Raw genomic sequence first — 13,102 nt, forward strand, 5'->3', positions numbered from 1 at the left:
AGCGGTCACGCCGGTGGTAGCCATCCAGCCCTTTGTAGAGCAGTTCCTTGTAGAGGCCCGCGCCAACATACTCGTGGATGACCAGCTTCTGGCCCAGAGTGCCTTTCATGAACACGTAGACATAACCCGGGCGCAGTGCGCGGAGGGTATAGGCGGAGTGCTGCAGCGGGGCGAAGCCTTGTTCCAGGTTGAAGCCTGAATCGGCGTAACGGCAGGCGGGTGCGTCAGCGGTGCGCGGCACGATGGCATAGCGAATGGGCAGAATGGGGACGCGTGCGCTGCAGGCAGGGCCGGAGGTGGCGCTGCTGACACTGTTGTCATTCATGGCTGGGCTCCTTGCTTTTGACCAAAGCGTGCAGTTCGTAGAGTCGGCTCTGTGGAGATTCCTCGAGGTTGGTGTAGATCTTCCCGGCCTGGTCATCGGTCATGAGCCACATGTGCCTGGCAATCAGCCTGATGAACTCCCCAGCGACTTCCTCATCGCGAAAGTTGAGGGCTTTCAGTTGTGGCAGCAGGCTCTCAATCCATTGCCTGATGTCGGCCACTGTGTGGGTGGCGTGCTGTGGCAGGGCTACCACCTCGTGTGCCAACGTGAGCACGAAATGCTCGTGCATGCCTGCCTGCAGCCGCTCAAGTTCAAGCCTGCCAAGTGAGAGCGGGGCTTGCGAAAAGCAGCGTGTATCGGTCGGGCTGCGTTCGAGTGATTTCCACGCGTGAGCTGGCCCCCAGTTGACTCGCCAGGCCAGCGAAGTCACAGGCCCAAGCCATGCGTTTCGATGCTTTTCATCCAGTGCATCCAGCCAGGCCGCCAGGTGGTCCGGGTTGAACTGGAAAGTGGCCAGCCCCTGATCCGGAAGCGAAATTTGTACAAGGCTGGTGAAATGGTCTGCCAACTGGGCAAGGCCAATCTCGGCATCCACCGCAATGACGCCGCCAATGGGCATCCAGGTAGCGATTGCATGGGCAAGCAGTTCTGGTGCATCTGACACGGCTACCAGTAACGGCCCGAAGTCATGGCGTTCGTCCAGAGCGCTGCGCCTCCACAGCCACGCATGCTGGGTGTTCAGGCTGACATCATTGATCAGCTCAAGCACCGAAGGGGCATAGGCGGGTACCAGCTCACCATTGGCAAGTATTTGGGTTATAGGCCGGTAGGCCCAGTGCTCGATCACGCGGCTTTCGAGCAGCAGAAAGCGAGCGTTCTTCCCGAAGTGCTCGCTCGGTTGTAAGAGGGTGGTTGTTGTACTCATTGGCCTGGTCCTCGCATACAGCGGCAGTCGGGCATGGCGCAGGTGCCATCGGCGCGGCGCCCGCACTGGCGCTCCAGAGGTTTGCCAGTGACCGGCGTGCCGCTGATTGAGAAGGGGTTGGTTGCCCCGTCTGCAGACTTGAGCATCTGACCGTTGATGCGAATCGTCGGGCTGTCCAGCGTGATGCCTGTCTCGTCGATCCGGATGGCGCCCCCTGGGCCCTGGATGATCACCGCTTCCGCCGTGCGAAGCTCATAGCGGCGTGTTCGCCTGCGGATTTCCTCGCGGGCTTCAAGCGCTGCAAGCCCTTCGACCTGCTGATTGAGGTTACCGCCGATAAGGGTGTGGTGATTGGCGGTGATCCGGTCGTGGCGGTGATTACCGATGGTTTCAACGCGGTCCTTGGCAATATTGATGGTCTGGTTGCGACCTATATCGAGCGCGGCATCCTGGCCAATGGTGACGCGCTCATCATTGCCAACCGTTTCCGTGCGGTCACGGCCAATCAGAATGGTTTCGTCGTTACTGACCTGTTCATGACGATCATTGCCGACCTGTGTCGTCTCGTCGTGCTTGACCACGTTGTTCTGGTCTTTCTGGGCATGGATGAACACCTCTTCCTGGCCCAGTTCATCTTCAAAACGCAGTTCATTGAAGCCATCACCCTTGTGGGTCTGGCTTTTGATGGTCATGCGGGTCTTGTGCCGGGGCAGGTCGTAAGGCGGTAGCTGGTCACCGCAGTAGGTGCGCCCGGTGATCATTGGCTGGTCAGGGTCGCCGTTGACGTAATGGATGATCACGTCCTGGCCGATACGCGGGATAGCCATCGAGCCCCAGCTACCGCCGGCCCAGCCTTGGGATACCCGTACCCAGCATGAACTGAACGCGTTGTCCTGGCTTTCGCGGTCCCAGGGGAAGCTGACCTTCACCCGGCCCCACTCATCGCAATAGATTTCCTCACCAGGCGGCCCGACAACGGTCGCCATGTGGGGGCCATCAACCCTTGGCCTGGGCAGCGGGGCAGGGCGCCATTCAGTTCGGCCTGGCACCAGTAGTGCTTTTTGTTCGTAGCGTGTGCCTTGGTCGGCACTGGCCGACTCTTCCTGCAAGCTGGTGAACTGGCTACCTTCGTGGGTGACCGTGCTTGCCCGCCAGTGCACATTCAGGTCTTCCCGGGGGTGGCCGGTCAGGGTGAAACTCAGGCCCGGTTGCAGGCGTACATCGTCGCCCTGGACTTCGGCAATGCGTACGTCGTGGCGCAGGGCGGTGATGCGGTTTTCGGTGAACGGCTTGCCGACGGCATCGCGCTTGTAGCGGCCGGGGTAGTCGAAGCACTCATAGTCTGTGGACTGGTGTTCCAGATGGGGCCCCGAGGCCCGATGTTCCTGGCGATAGGCCGGGTGGGTGAAGGTGTAATCGCGCTGAACCTGGCGTGCGGTTCGCACGTGTTCGCTGTAGCGCAAGTGTTGCAGACAAGGGGTGCGTCGGGTGCCCCCGCTGTTGGCGTGGTACAGCACGGTGGAAGGTCTGGCTGGTTTGTTACCCTCGACGAAGCCTTCGTCCTCATCCTCGCCATGGGCTGTGTCGCACTCGATATGCCCCAATGTGAGCAGCCGGTCGGTGATGATCAGTTTGTGCTGCTTTTCAGTGTGCTCAAACCGATAGACCATGCCTTCTTCAGCAGCGATGCGGGCAAAGAAGTCGAGATCGGTTTCGCCAGCCTGTACGCAGAATTCCCGGACGTGGTAGTCGAAACCGGTGCCGAATTGATACTGGACGATACCTTGACGCTTGAGCATCAGTTCGAGAATTTGCGGGGCGGTCTTGTGCTGGAAGATGCGCCAGTTCGAGCGCAGCCTGGCGCGGGCCAGTTGGGGCTCGACCAAGGCATGGTAGTAGGTACGGCAGAAGCCACTCTCGCCCTGGCTGAAGCGGCTGACCAGGCCGTGTACGTACCCTACGGGGCGTTCACCCTGCCAGATGGTGAAGAGCACGGGTTTGTCGAGCAGGTGGCCGAAGTCGATGTCGTGTTCGAAGCTGACCAGCTCCAGGGTCAACGTAAATGGTTGGCTGAGCGCTTCTTCGAACTTGAATGACACCACTTCGAACTCAGCGTTGCCAACGAGAGGCTGGAAGCTGTATCGCAAGTCAGATTGGCTGGGCATAAGCAGTCCTTGTCCGTCGTCTGAGACTTCGAAGTGCCCAGGCAGATCATGGCTGCCCGGGCTTTTCCGTTAGATCAGACGATCGGGTTACGCCAATCGTCAGAGCCCAACGTACCTGCAGCCTCGTGTGTCCAAGTGATCTTGCGGTATGACAGGGCCACTTCGACCAGTTGCGTGTAATTGTTGTTTTTCTGATTTTGGGCATGCGGAAGGACGGTATTGATGTCCACGATGGTGGCGTCCTCCAGCTTGGTGGTGAAGAAGTGCTCCTGCGTGCCCTCCACTGAGGTGCGGTACCATTTCACTTCAACGGTCGGCAGCATTTCGCCGCTGGCCAGGGCCCGATACATCAGCGGTGTGGCTTTGTTCAATGAACTGGTGAAAACGAAAGGCTTATGCACCCTTTGGCCTGTAGGCTGGCCACTTTGCGGATCGGTGGGAACGGTTACCTGGTGCTTGATCTCCTGCACCAGAATTTCGTCCTCATGGCCTTGGACGAACACATTGCCGACTGACTCGGACGTGAATGCACCTGCGGTGATATTGCCTTGGGTCTTGCCTTCGATGGAGATGTAAGCGGGTGTTGGCATGGCAGTTTCTCCTGCGTCCATGTGGATTAGCACGCACACCACAGGTGGCGTGGCCATCGAAAACGATGGGCTTTTCAATGAGGCAGATGCCTCGCTAATGGGGTGAATTCGGTGGGTGCATGTAGCCTTCACCTACTGCTGCAGGATGGCGTTGAGCGACTCCAGTACTTCGGTGGTAATCAGGTGCAGCCGGTAGCTGTAGATGCCGTAGGCCACGGCCATGGCGATGGCGGAAATCACCAAAGGGCTCCACCAGGGCCATTGCCGGTTCATGCGGAAGTTGCGTGGGGCCACATTGGTGTAGGGGTCGCAGACTTCTTCAGGGGTGGGGCCACGCAGTTCGCGGATGATCCCGTGCAGTTGGTGAATCAGTGCAGTGACGGTTTCTTCGCCTTTCGGCGCCAGCGCATACTTGCCCCTCAGCCCAAGGCAAAGGGCGAAGTACATGAACTCCAGCACGTCCTGATAACGCTTGGGCTCCTGCATCAGGCGCGAGATCACGGTGAAGATCTTTTCTCCGCCCCAGGTCTCGTCGTGGAAGATGCTCAGTAAGGGTTCCTGGCTCCAGCAACTGCTTTTGCCCCAGGGCCGCTCCATGACGGCCTCGTCGATGAACAGGCACAGGCCGTAGGTATACGCCAGCAGCTGAGCGGGCTCGTACCCGTGCTGGCGCATTTCTTCCTGAATGTTGTCGATCTGGTTGCGCACTTGCGTGTGCACGTCTTTGATGTTTGGCAATTCGTCCAGCGTACGCAGGCGTATGACCAAGCCAAACAGCGGTGATGCGGCATCCAGCATCAGGTTGGCGAACCCGCCCCGCAGCTGAAACTGCGGGTCGGCGGGATAGCCTTCATAAACAGGCTCAGGCTTTTGCGCAGAGGCTTGCGTATCGGCCTGCGCGGCCTGGTCGTCGGGTACTGACGGTTTAAGGGTTGTAGTCAGCTGACTGACTTCAGCGTTTGTTGCTTCGGTGGGGGTAGTCGTGTCATTTGCCATCTCACTGACTCCTGATCGCCCAGAACTGCAGTTCGAGGCCGGGGAATTCGCCCGCGATGTGGAGACCAAAGCCATTGGCCTCGGCCATGCACGCCCAGGCCGGGTCGCGCCTGTTCACCTCGAAGTAACTGAAGCCCGCGTGGAAAGGCAGGTCGCGCGGCGCCACCGGCAAAGGCAACAAGGGGATGCCCGGCAGTTGCAGCGGCACCAGGTCATACAGCGACTCCAGTGAGGTGATCTTGGCTTTCTGGATGAACATCTGGCGCAACACCTGCGGTGGCAGGTCGGCGCGCACGGCAAGGATGAAGTCGGCTTCGTCGATCAGACGGCGGTCTTCCAGCCTGGTCGTCATCACACCGAACGCTTCGTTCACCAACGGCAGTGAAACGGCGCGTGGCTGCAGGACGGTGCTCAGGGCGCGGCGCAAGGTGTCTTCCAGCGGCTTGAACGAAGTACGCAGCGCCGTGTGCTGGTACGCGGGGTAATCTTGCGGGAGCCTGTTTTCGTCGGTGAACGTGACAAACTCGCCGCAGGCCTGGCTCATGCACAGGTAAAGCTGCTCGGGGTGCGTTTGCGCTTGCCGGGCAAGGTGCTGAAAGCACGGCCACCAGCGGTTCATGGCCTGCAGCAGGTTGAAGTCGCGAATGTCGGCGATACCGGACTGGCCCGAGGCGCCAATACGCTTGGCAAGGCCTCGCGCTCGCTCGCGCAGGGTGTTGGTCATTTCGTCAAGGAACCGCTGCAGTGCCGGCACCGCCCGCACCGACACGCTGGTGGGGTAGAAGGTTTCGTCCAGTTGCAGGCTGCCGTCGGGGCGCCGCTCCAGGATGCGTGCCATGGCCAGGCGTGTGTAGGCACTGCTGTCTTCAGCCTTGCGTTTTAGCTGCAGGTTGGGCATGGCAAGGTCTACCTGTACCAGGTCACCGTCCGCAGAATGGGTGTCCTTGATCTCCTGTGGCTGGGCGGTGTAGCGGAAGTTGGCGGCAGTGTCGGGCCAGCTCACTTCGCAGCCGCCCTCGGTGCGCAGCGGCAGGCACAGATACACCTCGCTGTCCTTGCACGCGTCGTCGTCGATTTCCAGCGGTGGCGGCGGCGGCAGGTCGGCGGGGATGTCAAACACGGTGCCGTCCGGCATGACGCCCCGCGCCCGGGTGATGGCGATCTTGCCCAGGCTCAGGTACTCGTCGTTCAGCTGTAGCTCGCTAAAGCCGTAGAAGGCTGCGTTCAGGCTGGCAAGGCGCTGGTGGAGGGCTGCTTCACCCGCCCGGGCTGCTTGCTGGAAATGCTGCGGTTTTACGAACAGGCCTTCGGGCCAAAGAACGGGATTGCGTGAACTCATGGGCACTCCGTGTCAGCGTGAGTAAGCGGGAAGGGCAAAGGGAAGTAGACGGGCCATCAGTCTTCTTCCTTGAGCACGATGTGCGTGTCGTTGACCAACACCGACAGCATGATCTGGCGGCCACGCGGCGGAATGCGCAGCACTTGCCGCCAGCTGGCGTCCTCAAGGCCTCGGTAGTCGGCAATCACCGCCACGAAACGGGTTTCGGCATGGATGGGTTCGAACGGGATGTACTTGAACTGGCCTGGGCGCAGCAGGTAATCGTCATCACGGATGTAGGTACTGCGCAGGGCTTTGGCCGGGTCCTGGTCCAGCAACTGGTACACGGTGTTACGCAGTAGCGAGTCGTCGCGCAGCTGCAGGATCTTGATGGCAATCGGCGTGGCGACGGGCTCCGAGGCCACGGTTGTGGTGTGCGGCAAGGTCAACGTTACGGTCGGGTCGTCGTAGCTACCGGGGGTGCTCTCTTCCAGAGGAGAGCGAGCCGGGTCATCGTTGCCTTCCTCATCCACCTCGATGGGGGACATGGCTGGAAACTGCTCGTGCAGGTATTCCAGCAGGGTCACGATCTTTTCCGTCAGTGCATAAGGGTCGCCCGCACTCAGGGTTACGGCGTAGGGGCTGGGCTCCAGGGTGCTGTGCTGTTCTTCGGCCGCTACCTCAAGGCTGTTCGGATTACCATTGAGGGTAGGGCTCGCGTTGATGCTGAACGCAACTTCGGTCGGGTGATCCTTCGGCGGCCCGATGGGCAGCGTGTGGTCCATGGCAACTTGGCTCATCCTGCTTAACGAGGTGCAGCCGGCACCCCCGAACATTGCAACCAGCAGGGCCGCGACCAGCAACGGTTGGCGGGTCATGGGCGGTCTCCGGCAATCAGCCGCAGCAGCGGGCTCGACGGGGAAGCCACCGACTCAGCGGCTGCATCCAGCGCTGCCAAGGGATCGTTGCCCATGGCGGGCTCGAAGGCCGAGCAGATCTCGGCAGCCGGTTGGGTAGCAGAGGGTTCGATCGGCCAAGGGGTTGCTGTTTCTTCGGCTATGAGGCGGTCGAGTACCCCCTGATCCGGATAGAACATGTCCTCCAGCGAACGCATGGTGGCGGGGTCCTGGGCGTACTGAACCTGTAGCCGATAAGCCCCCACCCGAAGCTGGTCGCCTTCAAGCAGGCGTCTGGGTGGGTGTGCACCCAGGCTGGTGGTGCTGCCATTCAGATAGGTGCGCTGGCAGTGATCGATCACACAGAAGCTGCCTTCTAACCAGCGGATCTCGCAGTGGATGGGCGCAACGCTCTGATTAGGGTCGTCGAGCTGCCAGCTTGTCTTTGCGCTGCCAATGGTTCCGCCCTTGCAATCGAATCGGTGCCTGGCGATAACGCCATGTCGCAGTTGGTCAAGGTTGATGATGCTCACGGTCAATGTGTTCATGAGCGTCCCCTGAACCGTACAACGGGACTGATCTGGCCATGCCGGTCGTCGATGAAGCTGGTCCAGCCCAGGTAGGCGCCCTGGCTGCGGTGCAAGCAGAAGGGTGATAACGCGTTCTGCTTCAGGCGCAGCTCCAGGTCGTAGGCAAGGCCGTCACGCAGCAGAACGTCGATCAGGGCACGCAAACGGCCGAAGTTGATGCCGCTGGGGAGCAGGTCCCGCAGCTGCGCCTGGTCGAGCTCGCTGATCACGATGGTGAACTTGCTGCTGCGTGTGCGTGTACGGCTGCCGATCATGAACGTGCTGCCCAGCTGGCCGTTGGCGCGCCCCAGGCTTACGCGTTGCCCGACTGCAGTGGGCACCGAGCGGGTTTCGAATTCGCGGATCTGCACATGCTTGAGGTCGAAGCAGTGCGCAATGATGCCGGCCACGGTGCCAGGCGCACGGCTGCGGCTGGCGATGACCCCGGCAAAACTGAGCAGGCGGCTCCAGGGCAGTGCCGTATCCCCCCGCAGTTGCTTGTCGTTAAGCCCCAGCAGGGCAAAAACGTACTGCGAGAACCCGTCACGGGCACCCGGCTGGAAGCGGATGTAATACCGGTATTTGCGCCAGCTGCGGTGCAACAGGCTGAGCAGGTAGTGGTTGAAAAAGTCGAAGAATGCCGGCCGTACACCGATGCCTTGCGCATGTTCATAGGCCACCTGCTCCAGGTAATAAGTGGGCAAGGGTGAATCGGTACCGTGTAACCCGAGGAACGTGGCAACGACCCGGTAGCGCGCCTCTTCGTCGGGCATGCGTTGGGCTTTGTAAACGTCCGATACGGGAAAGGTCAGCCGTGGGTCACAGGCCAGGCGCACGCGCAACCGGGTGGCCTCGTCAGGCCAACGGGGCTCCAGATCGTCGCCATGCAGCCCATGCAGCCGCTCCAGCAACTGGAAGAAGTTGTACTGGTGCGCCTCGGTGAGCAGTCTGTCGGCTAGATCAGCGGTTGTTTGCCGGTCTGTATTGGCCATGTGTAGTGCTCGTTGTTGGTGATGTTGATCACTTCCAGCTGATGGAAGGAATTGATGCTGGCGTACAAGGCAAAGAAGTGGGCAAGCACGCAACTGAACAGGTACAGGTCGCCTTCGCAGAGGAAGGCGGCCTGGTCCAGCTTCAGCCGGGTGTGCAGGCCGCGAATGGGTTGCCCCTTGATTAGCCAGTCCATGGGCTGTGTATGAATGTCGCGCATGCCGTCCAGGCGCTTCTGGGTGGTGCGCGCCTGCTGGATGTCGTGCAGGGCGACGAAGTCGTAGGCGCGGATCACCGCTTTGAGCGGCTCGACCGAGAGCAGGGACAGGTAGTTGAGCGACATGTTGGAAATCAATGCCCATTGCAACTGGCCGTCCAGCACCGGGCGACAAGGGCGGGTGGGCTTGCAGATGTTGGTGTAGGTGGCCAGTGGCGGCGTAAACTCGGTACGCGCGTTGATGTCACCGATGCCCAACGCCAGCGGCAGGTCTCGATTGGTGCACGTCAGGTCGATGGACGCGGTTTCCAGCTCGCCGATATAGCTGTTGGCATCGGCACGAACGAAAGCGATGCGGTGCGTGACGCCATCGCCGCGCAGGCACGCTTCCAACTGGTAGCGGTAGTACAGCGCAGTGCGTCCTTGAACGTGCTCGATTTCATGGGCGAACGATTCGAAGGGACGGAACGTTCGCAGGTGCTCACCGACACTCCCGTCGGTCGTCGTTCGCGTGCTGATGACCTGGTCGACACTGAAAATTTCGTAACCGTACGGCTCCGCTCCCTTGGGTTTCAGTGGGACCAAGGCGTCCTCGCTGGACAAGTCGATGGGCTCGGCACTGTGCTGGAACAAGTTGACTGCAGGTGCGCAGAACAAACTGAAATCTGCGTTGCTGACACGCAGTGTGTCGGGTAACTGGCGCGTGAAGTGAAACTCGAGGCTTACCGCCAGGCTGTCATGCGCTGGCCAGGCTTTATCCAGCCCGGTAACGCTGAAAAAGTGGAAGCGCTGGGGGAAGACGAAGTACTCCTGCAGGATCCGGTAGCCATCAAAGACGTTTTGCGGGTAGGGCAGCAAGGCGTCGTCGGGGCTAAATCCCGGGAAGGAGATGCTGCCGGCCGGCAGCCGACGAACTTCACCCTTGACGATCACGTTGATGTGCTTGAGGTATTGAGAAACCCACAGGTACAACGTGCGGGCGGTACGGACATCACCGCTGAGGTAAAAGTCGAGGCTGGAGCAGCCCAGGCTGTTCAGTGGCCGGTCGACCAGTGCCTGCAGGCCGATGCGTATCACCGCGTTGTCGAGTGTCTGGGTTGCACTCACCGTGTCGATCTTGAACGGATGAATGTTCACCGCAGTGCATGTGCGGAACTCGCAGGCTATGCCGTCCACAGGTTCCGAGCATAACCTCGACCCCTTCGGAATGTGCTGGGACTGGCTTAGGGATTGTTTGACCGGGGTGAACTGGATGATCGTCGCGCTGGGCAGGGGCCTCAGGTAATTGGGCCACAACAACTGCAGCATCGGGTGAGTCAGCTCCGGCAGGTCGTCTTCCAGTTTGAGCCGCAGTTTGGCCGTCAGGAATGCAAAGGCTTCCATCAGGCGTTCGACATCGGGGTCACTGGCACCTGTGCCAAGCAGCCTTGCAAGTTGTGGGTTGTCCTTGGCGAAGTCGTTCCCCAGTTCGTGCAGGTAACGCAGCTCTTCGCTGAAGCGGTCTTTCAGTGACATCGGTCACCTCACTCGGGTGTAGCGGTTGTGCCCGTTGACCAGCAGCTCGAGTTGCAGCTGCTCTGCGTGGTTGTTGACCTGCACCTGGCAATCGAGCCTGAAATGCAGCTCCAGCGGGGCATGGGTATCGGGCACTGCCTTGAGCGTGCGTATCTGGATACGTGGTTCGAAGCGCTGGAGGGTGCGGCGAATATCTGCGCTCACTTGTACGAGCAAGTCGCCGCGGTTCACGTCATGCCCGTTGAAGTCACGCAAGCCCAGCTCAGGACTGCTCTGAGAGCACCCCTGGCGGGCGTTGAGCAGCGTTTCGAGGTGGCGCTTGATGGTGGCGAACGTGTGCGCAGCGCTTTCCTGTCGAGTGGCCTCCGGACGGGTACTCTGGTCCACCGTCAAGCGTTCAAAAAAACCACTCATTGCGTATCGAGCCGCCCGACCAGAGAGATCTCGAAGTTCGCGCCCATGTACTTGAAGTGCGGACGCACGGCGATCGAAACCTGGTACCAGCCTGGGTCACCGGCAACATCCGAGACTTCAATGCGGGCGGCACGTAGCGGCCGACGGCTGCGAACATCAGCAGACGGGTTCTCCTGGTCGGCGACATACTGCTTGATCCACTTGTTCAGCTCGGACTCAAGGTCTCGGCGTTCCTTCCAGCTGCCGATCTGTTCGCGTTGCAGCACTTTGATGTAGTGGGCCAAGCGGTTGACGATGAACAGGTAGGGCAGCTGGGTCCCCAGCTTGTAGTTGGTCTGTGCCTGCAGCCCTTCGGGGGTTTTCGGGAAATTCTTGGGTTTTTGCACCGAGTTGGCAGAGAAGAACGCTGCATTGTCGCTGTCTTTACGCATGGTCAGGGCGATGAAGCCCTCTTCAGCGAGCTCGAACTCCTTGCGATCGGAAATCAGCACCTCGGTAGGAATCTTGGCCTGCAATTGCCCCAGTGACTCGTACAGGTGGACTGGCAAGTCTTCGACCGCACCACCCGATTGCGGGCCGATGATGTTCGGGCACCAGCGGTAGCGGGCGAAGCTGTCGTTGATGCAACTGGCCAGCAGGAAGGCGGAATTGCCCCACAGGTAGTGGTCATGCCGCCCGGCGATGTCTTCGTTGTAGTTGAAGCTCTCGATTGGCTTTTCTTGCGGGTGGTAGGCGGAGCGCAGCATGAAGCGTGGCCCGGTCAGCGCGACATGACGAGCGTCTTCGCTTTCGCGAAAAGCGCGCCACTTGGCATGGCGTGGGCCGGCGAAGAGGTCTTTTATTTCCTTGAGGTTGGGCAACTCTTCAAAACTGCTCAAGTTGAAGAACTCGGGGGAAGGCGCGGCAAGGAAGGGCGCGTGGGACATGGCACCTACCGAGGCCATGTAACTCAACAGTTTGATGTCCGCAGAGGCTGGGCCAAAGTTGTAGTTACCTACCATGGCCGCAACCGGCTCTCCACCGAACTGGCCGTACCCGGCGGTGTAAACATGTTTGTAGAGGCCGCTGCAGGTAATGTCTGCGGCATTTTCGAAGTCGTCGAGCAAGTCCTCTTTGCTGATGTGCAAAATTTCGAGCTTGATGTTCTCCCTGAAGTTCGTGCGGTCGACCAGAAGTTTCAGGCTACGCCATGAGGACTCAAGCCGCTGGAACTCGGGTTGATGCAAAATGGCATCCATCTGTTTGCCGAGAACCCGGTCAACCTCTGCAATCATCTGATCGACCCGGTGTTTGTTGATCAGTTGATCCGGGTCATTGCTTTTGAGGATTTCGGCGATGAAGGCAGATACGCCCTGCCTGGCAACCTGATAGCCCTCCTGCGTAGGTACCAGTTTGGTTTCTGCCATGATCTGGTCGAGCAAGGTGCCATTGCCCAATGTATCGAGGGTTGCGTCTGTGGTGACGGTGGTGGTGTTTGGCTTAGGCATGGGGACGCTCCGTTGTCTCAGTCTTTTTCTGGTGCTTCAGGTACCAGGTCCAGTTCTTGCGCGAGCTGTTTACGGGTTTGCTCGTTGTTCAGCAGGTGTTGCAGTTGCTTGCGGAAGGCCGGGACGTTGCCAAGCGGGCCTTTCAGGGCGACCAGCGCTTCGCGCAGTTCCAGCAGCTTGTTCAGCTCGGGTACCTGCCGCGCGATTCGGTCCGGCCCGAAATCGTTGATGGAGCTGAACTGCAGATGGACCGCCAGCTCGGCATCCGGGGCTGCACTGAGCACGGAAGGCACAGATACCGCCAGGCTCACGTTGGCGTCGTTCAACACGCTGTTGAACGTGTGTTTGTCGACACGCATCACCTGACGGTCTTCGAGCGCGCGGTCTTCATCCAGGCCGAAGTCGCCCAGTACCAGCATTTTGTGGGGCAGTTCCACCTCAGCCTGCTCATCGCTCGTAGCGGGGACGTATTTGATATTGACGCGTTCTTTAGGCGCGACAGAACCCGTATTTCTAGACATCGGTACGTAACTCCCTGTTGGTTTGTAGGATGTTTAATTGTGGGTTTTGTTTAATGTGGTGTTGCTCTTGTAGGAAGTTTCTTACATATGTTTATCTGGCTGGGTGAGTTGCCTTGCTCCTATAAAAACCATGCAGGGTGAAGTGCTGTTTGGTCGAGTGTGAAGATGTAAGTA

General features: G+C 59.8%; 13 protein-coding genes. All 13 read right to left on the minus strand.

From position 1 onward, the window contains the following. On the minus strand, window positions 1–325 hold a 325-nt coding region (locus A0O30_RS25855; RefSeq protein ID WP_371921638.1), incomplete at its 3' end, for a toxin VasX. After that, window positions 318–1,250, minus strand: coding sequence for a DUF4123 domain-containing protein (locus A0O30_RS25860; protein WP_105948588.1), 933 nt, complete (start codon window positions 1,248–1,250; stop codon window positions 318–320). The genes A0O30_RS25860 and A0O30_RS25855, both read right to left, overlap by 8 nt. Beyond that, window positions 1,247–3,415 (minus strand): type VI secretion system Vgr family protein, encoded by a 2,169-nt coding sequence (locus A0O30_RS25865; protein ID WP_105948589.1) that lies wholly within the window; start codon window positions 3,413–3,415, stop codon window positions 1,247–1,249. The genes A0O30_RS25860 and A0O30_RS25865 overlap by 4 nt, the downstream gene beginning before the upstream one ends. Before the next feature lie 74 nt (window positions 3,416–3,489). Continuing rightward, window positions 3,490–4,005, minus strand: coding sequence for an Hcp family type VI secretion system effector (locus tag A0O30_RS25870; RefSeq protein ID WP_105948590.1), 516 nt, complete (start codon window positions 4,003–4,005; stop codon window positions 3,490–3,492). Between the two features lie 132 nt (window positions 4,006–4,137). After that, the gene (gene icmH, locus A0O30_RS25875; protein ID WP_105948591.1) at window positions 4,138–5,001 is read right to left on the minus strand and encodes a type IVB secretion system protein IcmH/DotU; all 864 of its coding nucleotides are present in this window, start codon (window positions 4,999–5,001) and stop codon (window positions 4,138–4,140) included. Between the two features lies 1 nt (window position 5,002). Then, window positions 5,003–6,340: a type VI secretion system baseplate subunit TssK gene (gene tssK / locus A0O30_RS25880; protein WP_105948592.1), complete on the minus strand. Its 1,338-nt coding sequence runs from the start codon at window positions 6,338–6,340 to the stop codon at window positions 5,003–5,005. A gap of 56 nt (window positions 6,341–6,396) precedes the next feature. Continuing rightward, window positions 6,397–7,197 carry a type VI secretion system lipoprotein TssJ gene (gene tssJ, locus A0O30_RS25885; RefSeq protein WP_105948593.1) on the minus strand — a complete coding sequence of 267 codons (801 nt, stop codon included), beginning with the start codon at window positions 7,195–7,197 and terminating at the stop codon, window positions 6,397–6,399. Next, on the minus strand, window positions 7,194–7,763 hold the full coding sequence (locus tag A0O30_RS25890; RefSeq protein WP_105948594.1) for an FHA domain-containing protein: 570 nt from the start codon (window positions 7,761–7,763) through the stop codon (window positions 7,194–7,196). The genes tssJ and A0O30_RS25890 overlap by 4 nt, the downstream gene beginning before the upstream one ends. Continuing rightward, window positions 7,760–8,776 (minus strand): type VI secretion system baseplate subunit TssG, encoded by a 1,017-nt coding sequence (tssG, locus tag A0O30_RS25895; RefSeq protein ID WP_105948595.1) that lies wholly within the window; start codon window positions 8,774–8,776, stop codon window positions 7,760–7,762. Before tssG ends, A0O30_RS25890 begins: the two co-directional genes overlap by 4 nt. After that, the gene (tssF, locus tag A0O30_RS25900; protein WP_105948596.1) at window positions 8,740–10,506 is read right to left on the minus strand and encodes a type VI secretion system baseplate subunit TssF; all 1,767 of its coding nucleotides are present in this window, start codon (window positions 10,504–10,506) and stop codon (window positions 8,740–8,742) included. Before tssF ends, tssG begins: the two co-directional genes overlap by 37 nt. Before the next feature lie 3 nt (window positions 10,507–10,509). Then, window positions 10,510–10,920 (minus strand): type VI secretion system baseplate subunit TssE, encoded by a 411-nt coding sequence (tssE, locus tag A0O30_RS25905; protein ID WP_105948597.1) that lies wholly within the window; start codon window positions 10,918–10,920, stop codon window positions 10,510–10,512. Further along, window positions 10,917–12,407: a type VI secretion system contractile sheath large subunit gene (gene tssC / locus A0O30_RS25910; RefSeq protein ID WP_105948598.1), complete on the minus strand. Its 1,491-nt coding sequence runs from the start codon at window positions 12,405–12,407 to the stop codon at window positions 10,917–10,919. The genes tssE and tssC overlap by 4 nt, the downstream gene beginning before the upstream one ends. 17 nt (window positions 12,408–12,424) lie before the next feature. Continuing rightward, on the minus strand, window positions 12,425–12,928 hold the full coding sequence (gene tssB / locus A0O30_RS25915; RefSeq protein ID WP_105948599.1) for a type VI secretion system contractile sheath small subunit: 504 nt from the start codon (window positions 12,926–12,928) through the stop codon (window positions 12,425–12,427). Between the last annotated feature and the right edge of the window lie 174 nt (window positions 12,929–13,102).

This window comes from Pseudomonas sp. LLC-1, from assembly GCF_002992185.1.
Classification (GTDB): domain Bacteria; phylum Pseudomonadota; class Gammaproteobacteria; order Pseudomonadales; family Pseudomonadaceae; genus Aquipseudomonas; species Aquipseudomonas monteilii.